This window comes from Streptomyces dryopteridis (genome assembly GCF_049606955.1).
Classification (GTDB): Bacteria; Actinomycetota; Actinomycetes; order Streptomycetales; family Streptomycetaceae; genus Streptomyces.
Genome location: NZ_CP187113.1, coordinates 5,212,206 through 5,235,405, shown reverse-complemented (window position 1 = coordinate 5,235,405; position 23,200 = coordinate 5,212,206). Strand labels below are relative to the sequence as shown.

23 protein-coding genes are annotated in these 23,200 nt (G+C 70.8%); 3 read left to right on the top strand and 20 right to left on the bottom strand.

The genetic code is table 11. The features are described from left to right. Nucleotides 1–22: 22 nt before the first annotated feature. A complete protein-coding gene (locus tag ACN20G_RS22440) occupies nucleotides 23–1,054 on the top strand; it encodes a pseudouridine synthase (RefSeq protein ID WP_424214604.1) in 1,032 nt (343 codons plus the stop codon). Here ACN20G_RS22440 and ACN20G_RS22435 read toward each other — a convergent pair. The 12 genes from ACN20G_RS22435 to ACN20G_RS22380 form a co-directional block, all read right to left on the bottom strand. Further along, a complete protein-coding gene (locus ACN20G_RS22435; protein ID WP_424214603.1) occupies nucleotides 1,038–1,730 on the bottom strand; it encodes a TetR/AcrR family transcriptional regulator in 693 nt (230 codons plus the stop codon). The genes ACN20G_RS22440 and ACN20G_RS22435 overlap by 17 nt on opposite strands. A 108-nt stretch (nucleotides 1,731–1,838) precedes the next feature. Next, nucleotides 1,839–4,676 carry a DEAD/DEAH box helicase gene (locus ACN20G_RS22430; protein ID WP_424214602.1) on the bottom strand — a complete coding sequence of 946 codons (2,838 nt, stop codon included), beginning with the start codon at nucleotides 4,674–4,676 and terminating at the stop codon, nucleotides 1,839–1,841. A 218-nt stretch (nucleotides 4,677–4,894) separates the two neighbouring features. Beyond that, nucleotides 4,895–5,869, bottom strand: a complete 975-nt coding sequence (gene tatC, locus ACN20G_RS22425; RefSeq protein WP_424214601.1) for a twin-arginine translocase subunit TatC — start codon at nucleotides 5,867–5,869, stop codon at nucleotides 4,895–4,897. An 82-nt stretch (nucleotides 5,870–5,951) separates the two neighbouring features. Next, the gene (gene tatA / locus ACN20G_RS22420; protein ID WP_424214600.1) at nucleotides 5,952–6,242 is read right to left on the bottom strand and encodes a Sec-independent protein translocase subunit TatA; all 291 of its coding nucleotides are present in this window, start codon (nucleotides 6,240–6,242) and stop codon (nucleotides 5,952–5,954) included. A 153-nt stretch (nucleotides 6,243–6,395) separates the two neighbouring features. Further along, nucleotides 6,396–6,605, bottom strand: coding sequence for a hypothetical protein (locus ACN20G_RS22415; protein WP_424214599.1), 210 nt, complete (start codon nucleotides 6,603–6,605; stop codon nucleotides 6,396–6,398). 36 nt (nucleotides 6,606–6,641) lie between these two features. Next, a complete protein-coding gene (locus ACN20G_RS22410) occupies nucleotides 6,642–6,890 on the bottom strand; it encodes a hypothetical protein (RefSeq protein WP_424215638.1) in 249 nt (82 codons plus the stop codon). 94 nt (nucleotides 6,891–6,984) lie between these two features. After that, nucleotides 6,985–7,953, bottom strand: coding sequence for a helix-turn-helix transcriptional regulator (locus ACN20G_RS22405; protein ID WP_424214598.1), 969 nt, complete (start codon nucleotides 7,951–7,953; stop codon nucleotides 6,985–6,987). A 32-nt stretch (nucleotides 7,954–7,985) separates the two neighbouring features. Further along, nucleotides 7,986–8,954 (bottom strand): helix-turn-helix transcriptional regulator, encoded by a 969-nt coding sequence (locus tag ACN20G_RS22400; protein WP_424214597.1) that lies wholly within the window; start codon nucleotides 8,952–8,954, stop codon nucleotides 7,986–7,988. Between the two features lie 200 nt (nucleotides 8,955–9,154). Further along, nucleotides 9,155–9,532, bottom strand: coding sequence for an FKBP-type peptidyl-prolyl cis-trans isomerase (locus tag ACN20G_RS22395; RefSeq protein WP_424214596.1), 378 nt, complete (start codon nucleotides 9,530–9,532; stop codon nucleotides 9,155–9,157). Between the two features lie 58 nt (nucleotides 9,533–9,590). Beyond that, the gene (locus ACN20G_RS22390; protein ID WP_424214595.1) at nucleotides 9,591–10,535 is read right to left on the bottom strand and encodes an FKBP-type peptidyl-prolyl cis-trans isomerase; all 945 of its coding nucleotides are present in this window, start codon (nucleotides 10,533–10,535) and stop codon (nucleotides 9,591–9,593) included. Between the two features lie 218 nt (nucleotides 10,536–10,753). Further along, a complete protein-coding gene (gene pafA / locus ACN20G_RS22385; RefSeq protein WP_424214594.1) occupies nucleotides 10,754–12,115 on the bottom strand; it encodes a Pup--protein ligase in 1,362 nt (453 codons plus the stop codon). An 85-nt stretch (nucleotides 12,116–12,200) separates the two neighbouring features. Beyond that, the gene (locus ACN20G_RS22380) at nucleotides 12,201–13,436 is read right to left on the bottom strand and encodes an MFS transporter (RefSeq protein ID WP_424214593.1); all 1,236 of its coding nucleotides are present in this window, start codon (nucleotides 13,434–13,436) and stop codon (nucleotides 12,201–12,203) included. A 122-nt stretch (nucleotides 13,437–13,558) separates the two neighbouring features. Here ACN20G_RS22380 and ACN20G_RS22375 point away from each other — a divergent pair, with 122 nt between their 5' ends. After that, entirely contained in the window at nucleotides 13,559–14,575 is a 1,017-nt protein-coding gene (locus tag ACN20G_RS22375; RefSeq protein ID WP_424214592.1) for a LacI family DNA-binding transcriptional regulator, read from the top strand. A 105-nt stretch (nucleotides 14,576–14,680) separates the two neighbouring features. Here ACN20G_RS22375 and prcA read toward each other — a convergent pair whose 3' ends face one another. From prcA to arc, 6 genes are all read right to left on the bottom strand, one after another. Next, on the bottom strand, nucleotides 14,681–15,445 hold the full coding sequence (gene prcA, locus ACN20G_RS22370) for a proteasome subunit alpha (RefSeq protein ID WP_424214591.1): 765 nt from the start codon (nucleotides 15,443–15,445) through the stop codon (nucleotides 14,681–14,683). Nucleotides 15,446–15,491: 46 nt separating this feature from the next. Beyond that, a complete protein-coding gene (prcB, locus tag ACN20G_RS22365) occupies nucleotides 15,492–16,331 on the bottom strand; it encodes a proteasome subunit beta (protein ID WP_424214590.1) in 840 nt (279 codons plus the stop codon). Further along, complete coding sequence (locus ACN20G_RS22360) at nucleotides 16,283–16,882, bottom strand: endonuclease VII domain-containing protein (protein WP_424214589.1); 600 nt, start codon at nucleotides 16,880–16,882, stop codon at nucleotides 16,283–16,285. The genes prcB and ACN20G_RS22360 overlap by 49 nt, the downstream gene beginning before the upstream one ends. Before the next feature lie 45 nt (nucleotides 16,883–16,927). Next, on the bottom strand, nucleotides 16,928–17,140 hold the full coding sequence (locus ACN20G_RS22355) for a ubiquitin-like protein Pup (protein WP_424214588.1): 213 nt from the start codon (nucleotides 17,138–17,140) through the stop codon (nucleotides 16,928–16,930). Nucleotides 17,141–17,309: 169 nt separating this feature from the next. Then, entirely contained in the window at nucleotides 17,310–18,821 is a 1,512-nt protein-coding gene (gene dop / locus ACN20G_RS22350) for a depupylase/deamidase Dop (protein ID WP_424214587.1), read from the bottom strand. 320 nt (nucleotides 18,822–19,141) lie between these two features. Beyond that, entirely contained in the window at nucleotides 19,142–20,908 is a 1,767-nt protein-coding gene (gene arc, locus ACN20G_RS22345) for a proteasome ATPase (protein WP_424214586.1), read from the bottom strand. A gap of 264 nt (nucleotides 20,909–21,172) precedes the next feature. On the opposite strand from arc, the gene ACN20G_RS22340 reads away from it, so the two are divergent. After that, nucleotides 21,173–21,493, top strand: coding sequence for a ferredoxin (locus tag ACN20G_RS22340; protein ID WP_424214585.1), 321 nt, complete (start codon nucleotides 21,173–21,175; stop codon nucleotides 21,491–21,493). Between the two features lie 25 nt (nucleotides 21,494–21,518). On the opposite strand, the gene ACN20G_RS22335 is transcribed toward ACN20G_RS22340, so the two are convergent. Together ACN20G_RS22335 and ACN20G_RS22330 are read right to left on the bottom strand one after the other, a co-directional pair. Next, nucleotides 21,519–22,127, bottom strand: coding sequence for a hypothetical protein (locus ACN20G_RS22335; RefSeq protein WP_424214584.1), 609 nt, complete (start codon nucleotides 22,125–22,127; stop codon nucleotides 21,519–21,521). 170 nt (nucleotides 22,128–22,297) lie between these two features. Further along, complete coding sequence (locus ACN20G_RS22330; protein ID WP_424214583.1) at nucleotides 22,298–23,200, bottom strand: tRNA (adenine-N1)-methyltransferase; 903 nt, start codon at nucleotides 23,198–23,200, stop codon at nucleotides 22,298–22,300.

Sequence of the window (23,200 nt, the reverse complement as noted above, 5' to 3'; positions counted from 1 at the left end):
GGGGCCGCGTACCCTGGGCCGGATGAGCAGCAGCATCCGGCGCCGGCGGCGCGCCGCCGTGCCCCCCGCCCCGCTCCCGCAGCGGCTCGGCATCGACCCCGTGCACCTGCGGCTGCCCGAGCCCGACCCGGCGGAGCCCGCCCCCGCCACCGTGGGCGAGTGGCTGCGCCGGCGGTACGCGCACGGCGCGGGGGCGGCGGCCGTGGTCCGGCTGCTGGCCGAGGGCGCGATCGTGGACGCGGACGGACGGCCGGTCGCGGCCGGCGACCCCTACCGGGCCGGCGCCCACCTGTGGTTCCACCGCGAGCTGCCGCCCGAGGTGCCCGTCCCCTTCGAGATCCCCGTGCTCCACCGCGACGAGCGTCTCCTCGTGGTCGACAAGCCGCACTTCCTGGCCGGCACCCCGCGCGGCGGGCACGTGGTCCAGACGGCCCTGGCCCGGCTCCGGCACACCCTGGACCTGCCCGAACTCGCCCCCGCCCACCGGCTGGACCGACTGACGGCCGGGGTGCTGATGTTCACCGTCCGCCCCGAGGACCGGGGCGCCTACCAGGGCCTGTTCCGGGACCGCCGGATCCACAAGACGTACGAGGCCGTGGCCCCGTACGACCCGGCCCGCGCGGCGGAACTGCCGGTGACGGTCCGCAGCCACATCGAGAAGACCCCGGGGGTGATCGCGGCGGTGGAACTCCCGGACGCCGAACCCAACGCGGAGAGCCTGGTCGAACTCGTCGAGGCCCGCCCCGAGACCGGCCTGGCCCGCTACCGACTGACCCCGCACACCGGCCGCACCCACCAGTTGCGCGTCCACATGAACCGGCTGGGCCTGCCGATCCTCGGCGACCCGATCTACCCGGAGGTCACCGACCCCGACCCCGACGACTTCCGCCGGCCCCTGCAACTCCTGGCCCGGTCACTGGAGTTCACCGACCCGCGGACCGGGGAGCGGCACGTGTTCCGCTCCGCCCGCACCCTGCGCGCCTGGACCGACCCGACCGGCTGGGCCCTGGACCAGCGGACCGGGCCCGCGCCCGAGCTCAGTCCCGGACCGTGACCGTGCCCAGCCCCGCGACCCGCAGCACCGCGTCGGCCGTGGCCCCCGCGAACTCGCCGATCGGACGCTCCCCCCGACCCGGGGCCCGGTAGGCGAGGGCGACCCCCTCGATCAGCCCCACCACCAGGTCCAACCGCAGCTCCCGCCGCTCGCCCTCCCCCGCCACGCCCGCGCCGCCCATGAGACCCGGCCCGTGCCGGCCCACCGCACGGTCGGCCTCGGCCAGCAACCCGCCGTAGCCCGACCGCAGTTCGGCCCGCAGCCGCCGGAAGACCCCGAAGCGCTCCCCCCGGGTCTCGGGCAGCAGGAACAGCGCGCCGAGGTCGTGGGGCCCCCCGCACAGGGCGACCACCTCGGCCCGGCACAGCTCCCACAGCCGGCGCTCGGCGGGCCGGGCGTGCTCCGCGAGCAGCCGGCGGGCCAGCTCCGCGGTGGGCCGCACCGTCGCCTCCAGCAGCTCCGCGAACAGGCTCTCCTTGCCCCCGAAGTAGTGGTACATCGTGGCCTGGCGCATCCCGGCCCGCTCGGCGACGGCCCTGGTGGTGGTCGCCCCGTACCCCAGGGTGGTGAACAACTCGGCCGCGGCGTCCAGCAGTTCCTCACGGGGGGTGCGTCCGGTGTCCGCCCAGTCACGGTCGGCCCGCGGGCGCCCCACACGTCTTTCTCCCCCGGTCATGGCGTGATCGTCCCACACCACGGCCGGAACCGATCATGGCAAGAGACCAAAACGCCACGGGCCCGTTCTCGGAGCTTCCTCCGAGAACGGGCCCGTGACCTGCGTCGATCAGCCGAGCGAACTGTAGGCGACCACGCCGCGCAGCATGGCCTCCACCGCCTTGCGCGCGTTGCGGGCGACCGTGGAGCCGCTGCTCGCGGGCGGCGCCGCCGCCGCGATCTGCCCCAGCACGTCGATCACCTGCTTGCACCAGCGCACGAAGTCGCCGGCCGGCATCTCCGCCTCGCGCAGCACCTGGTCCAGGCCCTTGTCCGAGGCCCACTGGTAGGCCGCCCACGCGAACCCGAGGTCCGGTTCGCGCTGCCCCACGCCCTCGGCCTGGTTGATCCGGTGCTCCTCCTCCAGGGCGTCGAGCCGGCCCCAGATCCGCACCATCTCCCCCAGCGCCTCCTTCGCCGCGCCCGCCGGGGTCTTGGGGGCGACCGCGTCGTCGGCCTGCCGCGACTCGAAGACCAGCGCGGAGACGCACGCGGCCAACTCCGCCGGGTCCAGGCCCTCCCAGACCCCGGCCCGCAGGCACTCGGAGGCCAGCAGGTCCAGTTCGCCGTAGAGCCGGGCCAGTCGCTTGCCGTGCTCGGTGACCTCGTCCTCGCGCAGGTAGTCGAGTTCGGTCAGCAGGGCGTGGATCCGGTCGAAGGTGCGGGCGATGGTGTTCGTCCGGCCCTCGATGCGCTGCTCCAGCGCCCGGGTGTCCCGCTTGAGGCGCAGGTACCGCTCCGCCCACCGGGCGTGGTCCTCGCGCTCGTCGCAGCCGTGGCAGGGGTGGGCCCGCAGCGCGGTGCGCAGCCGGGCGATCTCGCGGTCGTCGGCGGCCGCGGCCCGGCCCCGCCGGTGCCGGTCGGGGGTGATGTGCCCGGCCTTGACCCGCAGGGCCGAGGCGAGGTCGCGACGGGACTGCGGGGAGCGGGCGTTGAAGGTCTTCGGGATCCGCATCCGCTCGATGGGCTCCACCGGCACCGGGAAGTCGATCCCGGCCAGCCGCTTGACCTGCCGTTCGGCGGTGAGGACCAGCGGGCGCGGGCCCTCGTGCCAGTCCTGGCCGCGGTGCCCGTTGGCCCGGCCGGCCGGCACCCCCGGGTCCAGGACCAGGGCGAGGCCGGCGAACTTGCCGGTGGGCACGTGGATGACGTCGCCGGGCTTGAGCCGCTCCAGCGAGGCCGCCGCCTGCGCCCGGCGCTGGGCCGCGCCCTGCTTGGCGAGTTCGGTCTCGCGGTCGGAGAGCTCACGGCGCAGCCGCGCGTACTCCTCGAAGTCCCCGAGGTGGCAGGTCATGCCCTCCCGGTAGCCCTCCAGGCCCTCCTCGTTGCGCTGGACCTGCCGGGAGATCCCGACCACCGAGCGGTCGGCCTGGAACTGCGCGAAGGAGGTCTCCAGGAGTTCCCGCGAGCGGTGCCGGCCGAACTGCTGCACCAGGTTGACGGCCATGTTGTAGGAGGGCCGGAAGCTGGAGCGCAGCGGGTAGGTGCGGGTGCCGGCGAGGCCGGCCAGCGCCGAGGGGTCCATGCCGCGCTGCCACAGCACCACCGCGTGGCCCTCGACGTCGATGCCGCGCCGCCCGGCCCGGCCGGTGAGCTGCGTGTACTCGCCGGGGGTGATGTCGGCGTGCTGTTCGCCGTTCCACTTGACGAGCTTCTCCAGGATGACCGTGCGGGCGGGCATGTTGATGCCCAGCGCCAGGGTCTCGGTGGCGAAGACCACCTTCACCAGGCCCCGCACGAAGAGTTCCTCCACCACCTCCTTGAAGGTGGGCAGCATCCCGGCGTGGTGCGCGGCGATGCCCCGCTCCAGCCCTTCCAGCCACTCGTAGTAGCCCAGCACGTGCAGGTCCTCGGCGGGGATCGCGGCGGTCCGCGCCTCCACCAGTTCCCGCACCCGCACCCGGGCCGCGTCGTCGTTGAGCCGCAGCCCCGCGTACAGGCACTGCTGCACGGCGGCCTCGCAGCCGGCGCGGCTGAAGATGAAGTTGATGGCCGGCAGCAGCCCGTCGCCCTCCAGGCGGGCGATCACCTCGGGCCGGGCGGGGGTCCAGATCCGGTTGCGGGAGCGCCGCTCGCGCTCACGGTCGGCCTCGCGGACCATCTTGCCCCGGCGCCGCTCCCGCGGGTTGTAGCCGCGACTGTTCTCGTCCCGGGCCAGACGCACCAGGTCCGGGTTGACCTCGCGGCGGGCCGAGCCCCGGCCGCCGTGGTCGGTGCCCTCCTCGAACAGGTCGTACACCCGGCGGCCCGCCATCACGTGCTGCCACAGCGGCACCGGCCGCTCCTCGGAGACGATCACCTCGGTGTCCCCGCGCACGGTGTCCAGCCAGTCGCCGAACTCCTCCGCGTTGGACACGGTCGCCGACAGCGACACCAGGGTCACCGACTCCGGCAGGTGGATGATCACCTCTTCCCAGACGGCGCCCCGGAACCGGTCGGAGAGGTAGTGCACCTCGTCCATCACCACGTACCCGAGGCCGTTCAGCGCGTTCGACCCCGCGTAGAGCATGTTGCGGAGCACCTCGGTGGTCATCACGACCACCGGGGCGTCGGAGTTGACGCTGTTGTCGCCGGTGAGCAGACCCACCTTGTCGGCGCCGTAGCGCTTGACGAGGTCGGCGAACTTCTGGTTCGAGAGGGCCTTGATGGGCGTGGTGTAGAAGCACTTGCGGCCCTGCAACAGGGCGAGGTGGACGGCGAACTCGCCCACGATGGTCTTGCCCGAGCCCGTGGGGGCCGCCACCAACACGCCCTTGCCGGCCTCCAGGGCACGGCACGCCTCGATCTGGAACGGGTCCAGGCCGAAGGCGTACATGTCCCGGAAGGGCGCCAGCGCGGTGGCCTCCTCGGCGGCGCGTCGACGGGCAGCGGCGTACCGCTCGGCGGGGGAGAGTTCTTCTTCGGTCATCTTGCCTCCGAGCCTACCCGCCGGGTGTGGCACCTGGCGTGATCTTTTCACGGGGCCGGCGGGGGCCGGCGACACGTCGCGGACGGTCACCCGTGGTGTTCCACGCGCCGGCCGAAACAGTCCTCCGATCGCCCCCGAAACGCTCCCGGACACACGACCGCGGCCGGTCGCGCGGGGAGCGCGACCGGCCGCGGGGGCCCTCCGGGGGCCGAGGCGCGTCAGGTGACGTCGTCGTAGCCGATGCTGCGCCGTTCCGAGCCGGGTCCCTGTCCGGGCACCGTGCCGCCCTCGACGGCCCGGGGCGCGGGAGCGCCGGTGGTCCCGATCGTCGACGGGGTCAGGTCAAGGTCACTGGCCTCGTCGTCGTCGAGATCGGCGTCGGGGTTCTTGCGCCGGCGCCGCCGGTCGTTGAGCCAGCACACGCCCAGGGCCAGGAAGTACAGGGCCACGATCGGCGAGGCCAGCGACAGCATCGTCAGCGGGTCACCGGTGGGGGTGGCGAACGCGGAGAAGATCGTGATGCCCACGACCATCCCGCGCCACCAGGACCCGAGCCGCTTCGCCGTCAGCACCCCGGTGAAGTTCAGCAGCACCAACAGCAGCGGCAGCTCGAAGGCCAGACCGAACACGACGACCATGCGGGTCATCAGGTCCAGATAGGTGTCCACCGGGATCAGGTTCTTCACGTTGTCCGGCGTGAAGTCGAGCAGGATCGCGGAGGTCTGCGGCAGGATCTGGTACGCGAGGACCGCACCGGCGAAGAAGAGCGGGGCACCGATCGCCACGAACCCCAGGGCGTACTTCTTCTCGTTGCGGTGCAGGCCGGGCGCGGCGAACGCCCACAGCTGGTACAGCCAGATCGGGGCGGAGAGCACCATGCCGGAGGCCAGGCCCACCTTCAACGCGATCGAGAAGGGCCCGATCAGGCTGTTGGTGGTCATCTCGGCGCAGGGCTTGCCGTTGTGCTGCACCACCGCGCCGTTCACGCACCCGACCGACGACAGCACCGGGTGCAGCAGGAAGTCGATGATCGGCCGGTAGTAGAAGGCCGCGACGATCGTCACGACCAGGATCGCGAGAACCGACTTCAGCAGCCGGTTCCGCAGCTCGCGCAAGTGGTCGAGGAGCGGCATCCGCCCCTCGGCGTCCTTGGCCGGCTTCTCTTTCCCCTGCTTGCGGGCAGACCTGAGCAACCCACGATCCTTGTCTCGTCGCACCGGTGGCGCTGGGTGATGTGTGGCCGATGGCGAACGGGCCGGATCCCGGCCCGCCCGATCAGCCCTGGGCGGTGCGGTTCGGCTCGGACACCGGACGCGCGCTGGTCACGTCGCCCGGCGCGGCCTGGATGGTGCGCGGCGCGGCGGCCTGCGGGGCCGGCTCCTCGGACGGGGCGGGGGCCGGGGTGTCGGCCTCGCCGTCCTTCTTCATCGCCTTGGCCTCGCTCTTGAGGATCCGCGCGGACTTGCCCAGCGAGCGCGCCATCTCGGGAAGCTTCTTGGCACCGAACAGGAGCAGGATCACGGCGATGATCAGAATGATTTCGAGAGGCTTCAGATTGCCGATCATTGTCTGACTTCCTTCTTCACCGAGGCGACCGGTGGGGTCCGCGGGGACCACTCGGACGGATGTCCGGTGGCTCTCTGCTCACGATCGTAACCCCCTGGGGTAAACGTGCGGCAATCCCCCGGGGTGCGTGAGGTGCCGGGACTTCATGCCCCTTCACCCTCCATTTGACTCGTGAACACCCGCCGTTCGGGCCAGATCACGACCCGCCCGCTCAAGATCGGAGGCCGCGGCCGTCAGCCGCGACCCCGCCTCGGCGACCGTCCGGGACAACCGCCGGACCTCCACGAAGAGCCGCACCGCGAAGAAGGCGAGGACGGCGAACCCGGTGAAACCCAGGGCGACTGCGAGCATCGGCCAGAACATGCCCCGAGCCTACGGGGTCCGCGCCCCGCCCCTTCCTCACACGCTGCGCAGCGTGCTGACCCCGCCCCCGGTCAACAGTTCCACGATCCGCTCCCCGGCCGGTTTGCGCACCGCGCTCCCGCACTCCGGGCACGTGAACGAGTAGAAAGTGGAGCTGCGACCGGCCCCGATCGCCAGCCGCAGCGATCCCGCCTCCAGCTCGAATCGAGCCGCGCACGAGGGACACGCCGCCTTGAACACGACCGGCCCGACCACCGCGCCCGCCACGGACCCCGCCGACGGCATCTCCGCCAGCGGCAGCACGACGGGCCCGACCCCGGCCCGCGGCGGCGCCGCCCCGAAAGGACCCGAGGTTCCCGACATCCCCGCGCCCCCGCCCCTACGCGTCCTCGCCGTACCCGGCGAGGGCCTCACGGGCCGCGTCCCGCGCACTGGCCGCCAGGGCCGCCGGGGCCACGATCCGCCCCTCCCGCCCCAGCCGCAGCGCCAGCCTGCGCAGCCCCGCCGGATCCGGGGTGCGCAGCACGACCCGCAGCCCACCCTCCGGCAGCTCCTCCACACTGTCGTACGGGTAGTACTCGGCCACCCACCGGCCACCGGGCCCCACCTCGACCACCACCTCCGGGTCCTCCGCGGCCGGCTGCACCAGCCCCACCGACAGGTCCCGAGGCTCCAGCGCCGGCGGCTCCGACCGCTCGTCCAGCAACCTGATCTCCGCGACCCGGTCCAAACGGAACGTGCGCCGGTCCTCCGAGAGCCGACACCAGCCCTCCAGGTAGGTGTGCCCCACCGCGAACAACCGGATCGGATCCACGACCCGCTCGGTCAGCTCGTCCCGCGCCGGCGAGTAGTACCGCAACCAGATCCGACGCCGCTCCGCGATCGCCCGGTCCACGTCCGCGAACACCCCGCCCTCGGACTCGAAGGTCACCGACAACCGCGCACTGGCCCCGGCCACCTCACCGGCCGCCGCCTCCAGCTTCGCGGTGGCCCGCAGCAGCGCGTCCCGGTCGCTCTCGCGCAGCCCCGGCAGCGTCGCCACCGCCCGCGCCGCCACCAACAACGCCGTCGCCTCGTCCGCCGCCAGCCTCAACGGCTCCGCCGTCGACTCCCCCGACGCCTCCGGATTGCGCCACCAGATGCGCTCCCCGTCGGTGTCGATGTCCAACAAATCCCCGCCCCGAAAACTGGTGCCACACATCGGCAACACGTCCAGGTCCGAGATCAACTCGTCCACGGTGATCCCGAAGGCCCGCGCCACGTCCTCCACGTGCGCCCCGGGCCGCTCCCGCAGATACGTCACCAGGGACAGCATCCGACGGGTCTGATCGATGGCGTTCACGGCCATGGTCTCCCCTCCTGCCTTTCTCGGCGGTCTCGTCAGTCCCGGGCCACGGCGCGCAGCCGGTCGATCACATCGGCCCGCAGGTCCGCGGGCTCCACCACGACCACGTCCGGACCGAACTCCACCAGCCACGCGTCCAGACCGTGCCCGTACCGGATCTCCAGCTCGTCCCAGCCCTCACCGGCCGGTTTCTCCGACACCGCCTTCGCCCGCAACGGATACCCCGCCCCGGCCCGCAACCGGATCCGCGCCGTCCGCTCACCGCCCTCACCGGCCCAGCCCGCCACCGTCTCGCGCACCGTCACCACGTCCGGCACCTCCGCCGTGTACGCGCCCTGCCGGGCCCGCACCCGACCCGTGATCCGCGACAACCGGAACACCCGCTCCGCACCCCGGTCCCGGTCGTGCCCCGCCAGGTACCAGTGACCCCGCCAGCACTCCAAGGCCCACGGCTCCACCTGCCGGGTCTCCGGCCGCGCCGCGTTCGACCGCCGGTAGTCGAACACCACCGGCCGCCGGTCCCGACACGCCAACATCAACGGCTCGAACGCCGCCTCGTGCACCGGAATCCGGGGCTCGATCACACTGTGCCGCACCGGATCCGCGCCCTCCACCGGCGCCTGCGACTCCGGCATCCCACCGGCCCGCAGCTTCTGCAACGCCCCGCTGGCCGCCCCCGCCAACCGCGCCTGCTGCCACACCTTCGCCGCCAGCGTCAGCGCCGCCGCCTCCTCGGTGTCCAGCGCGATCGGCGGCAGCGTGTTGCTGTCCCGTCGCGCCAGGTAACCGATCTCCCCGTCCAGGTTCTCCACGGTCTCGATCACGAGACCCAACTCGCGCAGATCGTCCTTGTCGCGCTCGAACATCCGATTGAAGGCCTCGTCGTTGCCCGCCGCCAGGTACGCCTCGATGGACCCGCGCAACTCGCGCTTGCTCAACGGACGCCGCGTGTCCAACAGGCACAAGGCCAGGTTCATCAGCCGCTCGGCCTTGGCAATCGCCATCGACGCCCTTCCCCGCATCCCTCGCGCACCCCCCTCGGGCACGCGCACACCTCAACACACTCGTTGACCGTTGACCGTACCGCCCCGAACCGCGAGCACAAAAGCCGGTCCGTCCCGGTGTGCGACCCGGCCCGCACCCACCCCCGGACACGCCGTGGGGCCCCCGCCGAACGACGGGGGCCCCACGATCACCGGACGACTCAGACGGCCATCAGGTCACAGACGAAGATCAGCGTCTCGCCCGGCGCGATCGCGCGACCCGCGCCGCGGTCACCGTAGGCCAGGTGCGCCGGAATGGTCAGCTTGCGCCGGCCACCGACCTTCATGCCCTGGATGCCCTGGTCCCAGCCGGAGATGACCTGACCGGCACCCAGCTTGAACTGCAGCGCGGAACCGCGGTTCCACGAGGCGTCGAACTCCTCACCCGTGGAGAAGGCCACGCCCACGTAGTGGACCGAGACCGTGGCGCCGGCCTTCGCCTCCGCGCCGTCACCCTCCCAGATGTCGACGATCTCGAGATCCTTCGGCGCCTCGCCCTCGGGAAAGTCGATCTCGGGCTTCTCGATGTTCCTGCTCACGTACCGCTCCTCAAACCACGAACCGGACAACCGGTCATTTTCGTCAACCCGGACAGTCTTACATCACCGCGAGGATGTCCAGGCTGAAGGTCAACGTCGACTTCGCCGGGATCGTGCCCTGCTCCTTGTCACCGAACCCCTGGTCCGGCGGGATCACCAACAGGATCCGACTGCCGACCTTCTTGCCCGTCAGCCCCGCCTTCAGCCCCTTGACCGTCAGCTGCGACATCGGCCACGTCACCGTCTGGTTCGTGGTGTACGTGCTCTCGAAGGTCTTGTCGTCCTTCCACGTCTTCCCGTGGAACTTCACCACCACGTTGTCCGAGTCCTTGACGACCGCGCCGTCACCCTCCAACACGTAGTTCGACACCAGCTTCGTCGGCGCCTCGACACCCTTCGGAACGGTGACGGACACCTCCTTGCCGTCGGTGTTCGTCCCCACCTTCGGCAGGTCCTTGTTCTCCTGCGCGACCTCCTTGCCCTTCGCCGAAGCCGGCACGGTCGTCGCCTTCACGATGTCCACCACGAACACCAGCGTCGCGTTCGCCGGGATCTTCGGCGGCGAACCCTGCGCCCCGTAACCCAGCTCCGGCGGAATCACCAGCTCCACACGACTGCCGACCTTCTGACCCTCCAGGCCCTGGTCCCAGCCCTTGATGACCGCGCCCGCGCCCAGGTTCACGTCGAAGGGCGTACCCCGGTCGTAACTCTGGTCGAACGGCTCCTTGCCGTCCCAGACCTGCCCCAGGTAGTTGACCTGGGCCACGTCGCCCTTCTTCAGCGCGGGACCCTTGCCCTCGCTGAGGACCTCGACCTTCAGCTCCTTCGGCGGGTCCCCCTTCCCTGCGGCCAGGGTCGGCTTCTCACCGAACTTGGCACCCGCCGTCACGGCGGGCAGCCCGTTCTTGGACTGGGCGGAGTCGGAGCCCTTGTCGCCGCCACCGCAGGCCGCCGTGGACAACAGCAGCAGCGGGACGACAAGCAGGCCGGCAATTCGGCGCACGTGTTCCTCAGATCTCAGACGGCACATCGGACCTCGCCACTCTACGGCGTACACACCGCGCCACACGAGAAACCAACCCGGCCCGGCCCCGTCTCCACCACCCCTCCACCCCCACCGTCACACGAAACGGGCGCGGCACCCGGACGGGGCGTCAACCCCACCCGGGCACCGCGCCCGTCACCACCCGCACACGACCCCGGTCACACGCCGGCGACCGGTCACATGCCGGCGATCAACTTCTCCACCCGGTCGTCCACCGACCGGAACGGGTCCTTGCACAGCACCGTCCGCTGCGCCTGGTCGTTCAACTTCAGGTGCACCCAGTCCACCGTGAAGTCCCGACGCTGCTCCTGCGCCCGCCGGATGAAATCACCCCGAAGACGGGCCCGCGTCGTCTGCGGTGGCACCGACTTGCCCTCGAAGATCTTCAGGTCGTTGCAGATCCGCGCCGTCTGACCCTTCCGCTCCAACAGGTAGTACAACCCCCGCCGGCGGTGGATGTCGTGGTACGCCAGGTCTATCTGCGCGACCCGCGGGTTCGACATGGTCATGTTGTGCTTCTCGCGGTACCGCTCGATCAACCGGTGCTTGATCACCCAGTCGATCTCCGTGTCGATCCGACCCAGGTCCTCCGCCTCGATCGCGTCCAGGGTCCGACCCCACAGCTCCAGCACCTGCTCCACCGTGCCGGTCCGGATCCCCCGCCGCTCGGCGAAGTCCACCGCCTTCTCGTAGTACTCCCGCTGGATGTCCAGCGCCGAAGCCTCCCGACCACTGGCCAGACGCACCTTCCGGCGCCCCGTCGTGTCGTGACTGACCTCACGGATCGCCCGGATCGGGTTCTCCAGCGTCAGATCCCGCATCACCGTGCCCGCCTCGATCATGCGCAGCACCAGATCGGTCGCCCCGACCTTCAGTAGCATGGTCGTCTCGGACATGTTCGAGTCGCCCACGATCACGTGCAGCCGACGGTAGCGCTCCGCGTCCGCGTGCGGCTCGTCCCGCGTGTTGATGATCGGCCGCGACCGGGTCGTCGCCGAACTCACGCCCTCCCAGATGTGCTCCGCGCGCTGCGACACGCAGAACACCGCGCCCCGCGGCGTCTGGAGCACCTTCCCCGCCCCACAGATCAACTGCCGGGTCACCAGGAACGGGATCAGGATGTCGGCCAACCGCGAGAATTCCCCGTGCCGCGCCACCAGATAGTTCTCGTGACACCCGTACGAATTGCCCGCCGAGTCCGTGTTGTTCTTGAACAGGTAGACGTCCCCCGCGATTCCCTCCTCGTGCAGCCGACGCTCCGCGTCGACCAACAAACCTTCGAGAATACGCTCGCCGGCCTTGTCGTGCGTGACCAACTCGGTCACGTTGTCGCATTCGGGAGTTGCGTATTCCGGATGCGAACCCACGTCGAGGTACAGGCGGGCACCGTTCCGCAGGAAGACATTGCTGCTGCGGCCCCATGACACGACACGGCGGAAGAGGTAGCGCGCCACTTCGTCAGGCGACAGTCGGCGCTGCCCCCTGAACGTGCACGTGACGCCGTACTCGTTCTCCAGCCCGAAAATGCGGCGGTCCATGTCTGAACATTACGCCTTCGGCACTGATCTGAAACCGGGTTGGCAACCCACATTGTGAACGCGTCCCCGACAATCCCGCCCCGACTCACCCGACAGGACCCGGACCACCCGCCCCCACCGGCACCGAAACCCCCGACCCGACCGGAACCTCCAACACCTTCCGAGTCACCGTCAGCACCGCCAACGCCACCGCACCACCGACCCCCGCCACCGCGAACCCCCACGACACCCCGGCCGCCTCCAACACCGGACCCGCCACCGCCGTACCCATCGCCGACCCCACACCGAAGAACGTCACCAACCACGAGAACGCCTCCGTCACCGTCCCCACCGGAGCGTGCCGGTCCACCACGATGAACGCGCACGCGATCGCCGGCGCCAGGAACACCCCCGCCAACGCCGCCAACAACGTCATCCCCACCGGACCCGGAGCCCACGTGAGCGGCAGGTAGCACACCGCCAACAACGCGATCAACACCTGCAACCGCCGCTCCGGAGCACCCGCCCAGCTCCGCGCCCCGTACGCCACACCACCCACCAGCGCGCCCAGCCCCAGGGCCGCCATGATCCACCCGTACACCACGTTCGCGTCCCCGTGCCCGTCCGCGTACGCCGACGCCGACACCGTGATCGACCCCAACGCCGTCCCCACGAAGAAGAACGCCGCCAACAACGCCACCAGCCCCCGCGACCGCAGAGCACCCAACCAGTGCGCCTCACGCGGAGCACTGCGCCACTCCCGCGACGGCCTCGACGACACCACCGACAGCGCCCCCAACAACCCCAGACCGTTGATCACCAACAGCGCCGCCGCCGGATCCCACAGCGCCACGCACAGGGTCACCAACAACGGCCCCACCGTGAACATGACCTCCTGGGCCACCGCGTCCATCGCGTACGCCGCGTGCACCCGCTCCTCGCGCCCGCCCAGCACGCTCGGCCACAGGGCCCGCAGACCCCCCTCCAACGGCGGCGTGAACAGACCCGCGACCACCACCGCCGCGTACGCCGCAGGCAGCGTCCCGATGCCCCCCAGCGCCAACCAGGCCGCCCCCAGGGCCGAGACCACGGCCGCCGGCAACTGCACCCGCGGCTGCCCGTACAGGTCCACCATCCGGCCCAGCAACGGCTGCCCGACCGCGTTCGCCACCCCGTACGCCGCCGCCAGCGCGCCCGCCAGCCCGTACCCGCCGCCCTCGGCCCGCACGAACAACACGATCGCGATCGGCGCGGTGCCGTTCGGCAACCGCCCGATCAACGTGGACACGAGCAGTCTCGCCGCGTGCCTGGTCCTGAGCAGGTCCGCGTATCCGCCGGCCATCCGGGGCTCCCTCCGCCCGGCAGAACCCGGGTCATACGTATAACTTCGCGGGGTCATACGTACCATGACCCCACGCACCCGGTCCAGCCGCAACCCCCCACCCCACCCCCCCAGGAGCCACCGTGACCCGACCCACCAGCCGGGACGTGGCCAAGGCCGCCGGCGTCTCCCAGGCCACCGTCTCCCTCGTCCTCGGCGACAAATGGCGCGGCCGCGTCTCCCCCCGCACCGCCGACCTCGTCCGCCACACCGCCGACGAACTCGGCTACCGCCCCAACCTCGCCGCCCGCAACCTCCGCCTCGGCTCCACCCGCACCGCCCTCCTCGTCGTCCCCGCCCTCACCAACGAGTTCTTCGCCCGCGTCTACACCGGCGCCGCCCGCGTCGCCGCCCGACACGGCTTCGGCCTCGTCCTCTACCCCTCCCCCGACGGCACCGGCCCCGCCCGCGACCCCTTCCCCTCCGCCGGCGCCGCCCTGGACGGCGTCATCGCCTCCTCCATGGCCGCCGACGCCCTCCACGTCTTCCGCACCCCCCACCTCCCCCTCGTCATGCTCGACAGCGACCCCACCGGCCCCACCGCCGCCGGCTACGTCAACCTCGCCGTCGCCGACGGCATGCGCCAGGCCGCCGACCACCTCCTCGACCACGGCCACCGCCACTTCCTCCACCTCGCCTCCGCCGTCGACTCCTGGACCTTCGACGTCCGCGCCCGGGCCCTCGCCGACCGCCTCCACACCGCCGACGGCGCACGCCTCACCACCCTGCGCTCCCCCCTCGACGTCGCCGCCGCCCACGCCGTCCTCGACCGCTTCCTCCACGACACCGCCGCCGCCGACCGCCCCACCGCGATCGTCTGCGACGACGACCTCCTCGCCGCCGGCGCCTGCAAGGCCGCCCGCCGACACGGACTGCGCGTCCCCGAGGACCTCTCCGTCACCGGCTTCGACGACCTCGCCCTCGCCGGCGCCCTCGACCCCGAGCTCACCACCGTCCACCTGCCCGCCGAGGAGGTCGGCGAGGCCGGCATGACCGCCCTCCTCGCCGTCCTCGACGGCGCCGCGCGCCCCGTGCTCGGCCCCGAGGTCCCCGTCACCCTCACCGTCCGCGGCTCCACCGGCCCCGCGCCGCGCCCCTGACCCCGAACGCGCCGGTGCCCCGGCACCCGCCCCCGAGGGGACGGACACCGGGGCACCGGTCGAAACACTCCGCACGCGGACCGGGCCGCGGGCCCGGCCGCGGGTCTAGCCCTCCGCGTCCTCCGGGGCCTCGTCGTTCTCCACGGCGTCGGCCTGCGCCGCCGCCGGCACCTCGGCCTCCAGCAGCCGCGCGAGCTGCCGGCCCCGGATCCGCTTGAACTTGCGCTGCTGCGAACGCGTCCGGTCCAGCACCGCGACCTCCAGCCGGTCCGCCGGGATCTCCCGGTCGGCGCCGTTGGCCTGCGCGGACAGCGCCTGCACCGCCAGCTTCAGGGCCTCCGCCAGGGTCATCCCGTCGCGGTGCCGCTGGTCGAGGAAGGTGCTGATCTGCTCCGCGTTGCCGCCCACCGCGACCGAGCCGTGCTCGTCCACGATGGACCCGTCGTGCGGAAGCCGGTAGATCTGGTCCCCGGCGGCCGTCGTGCCCACCTCGGCCACCACGAGCTCCACCTCGTACGGCTTCTCGCCGGCCGAGGAGAAGATCGTGCCGAGGGTCTGCGCGTACACGTTGGCCAGACCCCGGGCCGTCACGTCGTCCCGGTCGTAGGTGTAGCCGCGCAGATCGGCGTAGCGCACCCCGCCGATCCGCAGGTTCTCGTACTCGTTGTACTTGCCGGCGGCCGCGAAGCCGATCCGGTCGTAGATCTCGCTGAACTTGTGCAGGGCGCGCGAGGGGTTCTCGCCGACGAAGACGATGCCGTCGGCGTACTGGAGCACGACCAGGCTGCGACCGCGCGCGATGCCCTTGCGGGCGTACTCGGCCCGGTCGGCCATGGCCTGCTGGGGGGAGACGTAGAACGGAGTCGACACCGGCTTTCCGTCCCTTTCTTCGGAGGGCTGTGAGAGGTCTGGCGGGTCAGAGCAGGGCGGCGCGCGGGCCGTCGGGCTGCTCGTTCCGACGGTCGGTCACCGCGCGGGCGACTGCGCCGGACTCGGCGTCGGTGAGCTTGCGGAAGCCCTCGTCGGTGATGACGGAGACGATCGGGAAGATGCCGCGGGCCAGGTCCGGGCCACCGGTGGCCGAGTCGTCGTCGGCCGCGTCGTACAGCGCCTGCACCACGAGGGTGGTGGCCTGCTCCTCCGTCAGGTCCGGCCGGTAGAGCTTCTTCATGGAGCCCCGGGCGAAGACCGAACCGGAGCCGGTGGCCGCGAAGCCGTGCTCCTCCGAACGACCGCCGGTGACGTCGTAGGAGAAGATCCGGCCCTTCTCGCGGCCCTCGTCCCAGCCCGCGAAGAGCGGCACCACGGCCAGGCCCTGCATGGCCATGCCCAGGTTGCCGCGGATCATGGTGGACAGCCGGTTGGCCTTGCCCTCCAGCGAGAGCGTGGCGCCCTCGACCTTCTCGAAGTGCTCCAGCTCCAGCTGGAACAGCTTCACCATCTCGACCGCGAGACCCGCGGTGCCGGCGATGCCGACGGCCGAGTACTCGTCGGCCGGGAAGACCTTCTCGATGTCGCGCTGGGCGATCATGTGGCCCATGGTGGCGCGCCGGTCACCCGCGAGGACCACGCCCCCGGGGAAGGTGGCGGCCACGATGGTGGTGCCGTGCGGGGCCTCGACGACCCCCTCCGGCAGGGTTCGGCGGGACGGCAGCAGCTCCGGGGAGTGCGAGGCCAGGAAATCCATGAAGGACGAGGACCCCGGCGTCAGGAAGGCTGCCGGCAGACGCCCCATACCACGAGTGTTGGCTTCCACGCGCTTCCTTCCAGATAAGCGGCAGCACGCCTGACGACGTCCGGCCGATCCTTGAACTGCCCCAGTGCGGCGTTGCAGCTGAAGCACAGTACGCCTCGGACCTTACCCGTCCGATGATCGTGATCCACATGCTCGGGCGGGGCGTCCTGACATATCGCGCAGACCCCGCCCTGGGCGAAGACCATGGCCTCCCGCTCGGCCTCGGTCAAGCCGTAGGTTCGCTTGAGATGCCCCGCACGGCCATAGGACGACCGGCATGGTTTGCACATCGTCGCCAAGCCGTCCGAGGCCGAGGCGTTCTTGTGCCAGTCGGTGTGGGGCTTCACCTCCCCACACCGACAGCACAGTTTGTGGCCGGGCGGCACGTCCACCTTCTCGCGCACCGTCTTGCCCTTGGCCTCCTGCTTCCTGCGGTAGTGGGCCGCCGAGTAGGCGGCCACACACTCACGGCAGTAGGGCTGGAGACCGTCCCCTCGATTCCGGTCGACCGCGAAGTCGGCGAGGCCCAAGTCCCGTGCGCAGCGGCGGCAATGCTTCGTTTCCAGATTCACGCCGCCATGATGGCGGAGCTCCCTTGGATTCGAAGGTCATTCGCCTTATTCTCCACCTTTTTGCACGAATGACTTGACAAAATCCTCCGCGTTCTCCTCGAGCACGTCATCGATTTCGTCGAGGACGGAGTCCACGTCGTCGGAGAGTTTCTCCTGTCGTTCCTTGAGGTCCGAGCTCGCCTCGGCCGTCGTCTCCTCGACCTCCTCGGTCGAGCGCGTGGCCTTCTGCTGTCCGCCGCCGGTGTCCTTGGTCGCCATGTCTCCCTCACCCCGCTCGGTTCACACGTGCCGTGTGGTGATCCCGGAATCGGGATCCCAAGATCAGACCCTACGTCGGACCCCCCGTGAGGTGCCCGACTTTCCGCCCGAACATCTGTCGACGTCCCGTCGGAATGATGATTCCCGGCCGGCCGGAAATCATCCCTGTTCAGCCGCCCGAAAGCACCCTGACCAGGTCCTCGGCCGTCCGGCACCGGTCCAGGAGTTCCTTCACGTGGTTCCTGGTCCCGCGCAGCGGCTCCAGGGTCGGCACCCGCTGGAGCGAGTCCCGCCCCGGCAGGTCGAAGATCACCGAGTCCCAGGAGGCCGCCGCCACGTCGTCCGCGTACTGCTCCAGGCAGCGGCCGCGGAAGTAGGCGCGGGTGTCCTCCGGGGGCTTGGAGACCGCCCTGGTCACCTCGTCCTCGTCCAGCAACCGCTTCATCCGCCCGCGCGCCACGAGCCGGTTGTACAGGCCCTTCTCCTGGCGCACGTCGGCGTACTGAAGGTCCACGAGGTGCAGGCGGGCCGCGTCCCACTCCAGGGTGTCGCGGCGCCGGTAGCCCTCCAGGATCTCCCGCTTGGCGATCCAGTCCAGCTCCCCCGCCAGGCTCATGGGGTCGCTCTCCAGGCGTCCGAGCACGTCCTCCCAGCGCAGCAGCACGTCCCGGGTCTGCTCGTCCGCGTCGGAGCCGAAACGCTCCTCCACGTACTTGCGCGCCAGCTCGCAGTACTCCATCTGGAGCTGCACGGCGGTCAGGGTGCGGCCGCTGCGCAGGGTGATCAGCCGGCGCAGGTCCGGGTCGTGGCTGACCTGGTGCAGGGTGCGGACCGGCTGGTCCACGACCAGGTCGGCGGTGATGAACCGGTCCTCGATCATCGCGAGCACCAGCGAGGTGGTGCCGAGCTTGAGGTACGTGGAGATCTCGGAGAGGTTCGCGTCCCCGATGATCACGTGCAGCCGCCGGTACTTCTCGGCGTCCGCGTGCGGTTCGTCGCGGGTGTTGATGATGGGGCGCTTGAGGGTGGTCTCGAGACCCACCTCGACCTCGAAGTAGTCGGCCCGCTGGCTGATCTGGAAGCCGTGGTCCCGACCGTCCTGGCCGATGCCCACGCGGCCCGCGCCGGTGACCACCTGCCGGGAGACGAAGAAGGGGGTGAGGTGGCGCACGATCTCCGAGAAGGGGGTCTCCCGCTTCATCAGGTAGTTCTCGTGCGTGCCGTAGGAGGCGCCCTTGTTGTCGGTGTTGTTCTTGTAGAGCAGGATCGGCTGGGCCCCCGGCAGCTGCGCCGCGCGTTCGGCCGCCTCCGCCATGATCCGTTCGCCGGCCTTGTCCCAGAGCACGGCGTCCCGGGGGTTGGTGATCTCCGGGGAGCTGTACTCGGGGTGGGCGTGGTCCACGTAGAGGCGGGCGCCGTTGGTGAGGATGACGTTGGCGAGGCCGATGTCCTCGTCGGTGAGCTGGCTGCTGTCGGCGGCCTCGCGGGCGAGGTCGAAGCCGCGGGCGTCCCGCAGCGGGTTCTCCTCCTCGAAGTCCCAGCGGGCGCGGCGCGCCCGGTGCATCGCCGCGGCGTACGCGTTGACGATCTGGGACGAGGTGAGCATGGCATTGGCGTTCGGGTGACCGGGGACGGAGATCCCGTACTCCGTCTCGATCCCCATGACGCGCCTTACGGTCATGCGGCCCTCCTTGCCCGGCGTCGCTCCCCGCCATGGGAGCGGCGCTCCAGTACCGCTTCGTTCCGGTGCGTGTGCGGTGCCCGTCCCCGCGCTCCGCCTCGGGCGGTGACGAAGAGCCTAGAGCGGCGACGCGTCGGTGGGGAGATCATTTCCCGCATTGCCCGGGGCGCGTTCCTCCGGCCGAAATGAATCGACGGGCCGTGGTGGTGCCGTGGTGCCGTGGTGCCGCCGTGGGGGTGTTTCCCGGCCGGTGCGCGTGGTCGGGGAACGGGTCGGCCGCGGACGCCCGGGGTGGGGGCGTCCGCAGCCGGCCCTGGTGGTCAGAGGTACTGACCGGTGTTCGCCACCGTGTCGATGGAGCGGCCGGTGTCGGCTCCCTGCTTTCCGGTGACGAGGGTGCGGATGAAGACGATCCGCTCGCCCTTCTTGCCGGAGATTCGGGCCCAGTCGTCCGGGTTGGTGGTGTTGGGCAGGTCCTCGTTCTCCTTGAACTCGTCCACGCATGCCTGGAGGAGGTGGGAGACGCGCAGGCCCTTCTGGTTGTGTTCGAGGAAGGCCTTGATGGCCATCTTCTTGGCCCGGTCGACGATGTTCTGGATCATCGCGCCGGAGTTGAAGTCCTTGAAGTAGAGGACTTCCTTGTCGCCGTTGGCGTACGTGACCTCGAGGAAGCGGTTCTCCTCGGTTTCGGCGTACATCTGCTCGACGACGGTCTGGATCATGCTGTGGACCGCCACGTCGGGCGAGCCCTGGTGTTCGGAGAGGTCGTCCGCGTGCAGGGGCAGGGTCGCCTTGAGGTACTTGGCGAAGATGTCCTTGGCCGCTTCGGCGTCGGGCCGCTCGATCTTGATCTTCACGTCCAGGCGCCCGGGGCGCAGGATGGCCGGGTCGATCATGTCCTCGCGGTTGGAGGCGCCGATGACGATGACGTTCTCCAGGCCCTCGACGCCGTCGATCTCGGCGAGGAGCTGGGGGACGATGGTGTTCTCCACGTCCGAGCTGACGCCGGAGCCTCGGGTGCGGAAGAGGGATTCCATCTCGTCGAAGAAGACGATGACGGGGGTGCCCTCGCTCGCCTTCTCGCGGGCTCGTTGGAAGACCAGGCGGATGTGGCGCTCGGTCTCGCCGACGTACTTGTTGAGGAGTTCGGGGCCCTTGATGTTGAGGAAGTAGGACTTGCCGGCGGGGCGTCCGGTGGCCTCGGCGACCTTCTTGGCGAGGGAGTTGGCCACCGCCTTGGCGATGAGCGTCTTTCCGCAGCCGGGGGGGCCGTAGAGCAGGATGCCCTTGGGCGGGCGGAGCTCGTGTTCCTTGAAGAGGTCCGGGTAGAGGTACGGGAGTTCGACCGCGTCGCGGATCAGTTCGATCTGGTCGCCCAGGCCGCCGATCTTCTCGTAGTCGATGTCCGGGACCTCTTCGAGGACGAGTTCCTCGACCTCGCTCTTGGGGACGACCTCGTAGACGTACCCGGAGCGGGGTTCGAGGAGCAGGGCGTCGCCGGGGCGGATGGTGATGTCCAGCAGCGGCTCGGCGAGCCGCACCACCCGTTCCTCGTCGGTGTGCCCGACCACCAGGGCGCGTTCGCCGTCCTCGAGGATCTCCTTGAGGGTGACGATGTCCCCGGCGCGCTCGAATTCCATGGCCTCGACCACGTTGAGCGCTTCGTTGAGCATGACCTCCTGACCGCGTCGGAGGTCCTCGGGTTCGATGCTGGGGCTGACGTTCACGCGGAGCTTGCGGCCCCCCGTGAAGATGTCGACGGTGCCGTCCTCGTTGGCCTGCAGGAAGACACCGAACCCGGCCGGCGGTTGTGCGAGCCGGTCGACCTCCTCCTTGAGGGCCACGATCTGGTCGCGGGCCTCGCGGAGCGTGTTGGCCAGGCGTTCGTTCTGCGCGGAGACGCCGGCCAGATTGGTCTGGAGTTCGACGATCCGCTCTTCGAGAATCCGCGCGTGGCGCGGAGAGTCGGCGAGCTTGCGCCGCAGGACGGCGATCTCCTGCTCTAGTGAGGCAACCTGACCGGCGGGGTCTTCGGACCCTCGCCCGGGCCGGATGCCGCGGTTGATGTCGTCGTCGTGGGCTGCCACGGTCCTCACCTCCTCCAAAGGGAGCTGGACGCTTCCTGACCCTACCTGGGCTGGTGGTGATTGAAACCCCTAGATCACAAAGACGGTAGGGGCGTGTCCGATCTTCACCCTTGCGTACTCCCTCACGCCAGGGAAATACCCACCGGACAACATCGGAAAGCAGCCGGTTGTAAGGTCGAGACGTTCAACACCCGTCGGGGTCGGCGTGACTTGTCGCGCGGGGCCGTCGGGGGCAGTCGGCAAGCACAGGGGACGGCAGGAGAGATGACCGTGCGACAGGAGGTTCTCGCGGAGGCGGGTACGGGGGCCGGGGAGGCCCTGGAGGTGTGGATCGATCAGGATCTGTGCACGGGGGACGGGATCTGCGCGCAGTACGCGCCGGAGGTGTTCGAGTTGGACATCGACGGTCTGGCGTACGTGAAAAGCGCGGAGGACGAGCTGTTGCAGGCGCCGGGGGCGACGACTCCGGTGCCGTTGCCGTTGTTGACGGACGTGGTGGATTCGGCGCGGGAATGTCCGGGTGATTGCATCCACGTGCGTCGGGTTTCGGACGGGGTGGAGGTGTACGGCCCGGACGCGGAGTGATCCCTCTGTCCGGTGGGGGTTTCTCTCAAACCTTTTGGTTCGGTGTTTCTTCGTCGTTCTCGCGGCGGAATTCGCGGCCGGTCCAGCGCCAGTCGGCCGGGGTGATCCGGTCGGGACAACAGCGCGGGAGGTCGGGGCGGGAGTAGCCGAGCAGGGTGGCGTGGACGGTGCCGGCGCGGACGGCGAGGTCGATGACGGAGCGGCGTTCGGCGGGGGCGACGAGGGTGGCGACGACCCGGGGGCCGGCGGGTCCGTGGGCCAGGACGTAGAGGGCCTGGGGCGGGGTGCCGGCGCCGACGTCGCAGGTGACGAGGGCGGTGGTCTCGGGGCGGCCGTCGCCGTCGAGGTCCCCGTCGGCCCGGTCGAGGACGCGGTGGCCCTGGCCCCGGCAGTCGAGGGGCCAGGTGACCCCGTCGGTGCCGGGGGGTGTGGTGCGGGTCCTGGTGGTGTCGGGGCCGGCGGTGTTCGGTCCGGGGGCCGCGGCGGGGGCGCCGTCGGCGGGTGCGGGGCCGAGGAGGGTGGCGAGGGCGAGGGTCGCGGCGAGGGCCGCGGCGGTGCCGATCCAGTGCCGGGGGCGGGCGCGGGTGTGCGCGTGGGGTGCGGGCCGGTCGGGCTGGGGGGTGACGTGCGCCACGCGGGTCTCCTGGTGCTGCCGAGGCGGTGCGGGCATCCTGTCATACCGGTGCGGCCGGTTCGTACCCGTGTGCGTTCGCCGGGACAACGAGACGGCGCCGGGGCGCGGTTCCCGTCCGGTCGGGGGGAATCGCGCCGCGGCGCCGTCGTGTTGGGCTGCGGTGGGGCGGGTCAGCCTCGGGTGGCCGCGCCGCTGTTGGGGCCTTCGTAGTCCTCGCCGTAGGCGCCCTTGGCGGGGCGGCGTCGGCGCATGGGGGGTTCGACTCCGTCGGCGAGGCGGCGGGCGGTGACGAGGAAGCCGGTGTGGCCGATCATGCGGTGATCGGGTCGGACGGCGAGGCCCTCGACGTGCCAGTTGCGGATCATCGATTCCCAGGGCTGCGGTTCGGCGAAGCAGCCGATCTCGCGGATGGACTCGACGGTCTTGGAGAGCTGGGTGGTGGTGGCCACGTAGCAGCAGAGGATGCCGCCGGGGACGAGCGCCTTGGAGACGGCGTCGAGGCATTCCCAGGGGGCGAGCATGTCGAGGATCACGCGGTCGACGTCGGTGTCGGACAGGTTGTCCTGGAGGTCGCCGACGGTCAGCTGCCACGCGGGGTGGGGGCCGCCGAAGTAGCGTTCGACGTTGTCCTTGGCGATCTCGGCGAAGTCGGACCGGCGCTCGTAGCTGTGGAGCATGCCCTGGTCGCCGATGGCGCGCAGGAGGAAGCTGCTGAGGGAGCCGGATCCCACCCCCGCCTCGACGACGCGTGCGCCGGGGAAGATGTCGGCGAAGGCCAGGATCTGGCCCGCGTCCTTGGGGTAGACCACGGCGGCGCCGCGGGGCATGGACAGGACGTAGTCGGGGAGCAGGGGACGCAGCGCGAGGTACGCGACGTTCCCGGTGGTTCGGACAACACTGCCCTCGGGAGCGCCGATCAGCTCGTCGTGGGGGAAGGAACCCTTGTGGGTGTGGAAATTCTTCCCGGCTTCGAGCGTGAACGTGTAGTGGCGTCCCTTGGGGTCGGTGAGCTGAACTTGGTCCCCGACCTTGAAGGGCCCGCGTCGGCGGGCGGCACCGGTCGGTTCGGACAT

Bases quoted from the DNA above. Each gene is read 5' to 3' on its own strand.
- ACN20G_RS22440 (WP_424214604.1), top strand. From the start codon at position 23: ATGAGCAGCAGCATCCGGCGCCGGCGGCGCGCCGCCGTGCCCCCCGCC.
- ACN20G_RS22435 (WP_424214603.1), bottom strand. From the start codon at position 1,730: ATGACCGGGGGAGAAAGACGTGTGGGGCGCCCGCGGGCCGACCGTGAC.
- ACN20G_RS22430 (WP_424214602.1), bottom strand. From the start codon at position 4,676: ATGACCGAAGAAGAACTCTCCCCCGCCGAGCGGTACGCCGCTGCCCGT.
- tatA (WP_424214600.1), bottom strand. From the start codon at position 6,242: ATGATCGGCAATCTGAAGCCTCTCGAAATCATTCTGATCATCGCCGTG.
- ACN20G_RS22415 (WP_424214599.1), bottom strand. From the start codon at position 6,605: ATGTTCTGGCCGATGCTCGCAGTCGCCCTGGGTTTCACCGGGTTCGCC.
- ACN20G_RS22410 (WP_424215638.1), bottom strand. From the start codon at position 6,890: ATGCCGTCGGCGGGGTCCGTGGCGGGCGCGGTGGTCGGGCCGGTCGTG.
- ACN20G_RS22405 (WP_424214598.1), bottom strand. From the start codon at position 7,953: ATGGCCGTGAACGCCATCGATCAGACCCGTCGGATGCTGTCCCTGGTG.
- ACN20G_RS22400 (WP_424214597.1), bottom strand. From the start codon at position 8,954: ATGGCGATTGCCAAGGCCGAGCGGCTGATGAACCTGGCCTTGTGCCTG.
- pafA (WP_424214594.1), bottom strand. From the start codon at position 12,115: ATGGACCGCCGCATTTTCGGGCTGGAGAACGAGTACGGCGTCACGTGC.
- ACN20G_RS22380 (WP_424214593.1), bottom strand. From the start codon at position 13,436: ATGGCCGGCGGATACGCGGACCTGCTCAGGACCAGGCACGCGGCGAGA.
- ACN20G_RS22355 (WP_424214588.1), bottom strand. From the start codon at position 17,140: ATGGCGACCAAGGACACCGGCGGCGGACAGCAGAAGGCCACGCGCTCG.
- dop (WP_424214587.1), bottom strand. From the start codon at position 18,821: ATGACCGTAAGGCGCGTCATGGGGATCGAGACGGAGTACGGGATCTCC.
- ACN20G_RS22340 (WP_424214585.1), top strand. From the start codon at position 21,173: ATGACCGTGCGACAGGAGGTTCTCGCGGAGGCGGGTACGGGGGCCGGG.
- ACN20G_RS22330 (WP_424214583.1), bottom strand. From the start codon at position 23,200: ATGTCCGAACCGACCGGTGCCGCCCGCCGACGCGGGCCCTTCAAGGTC.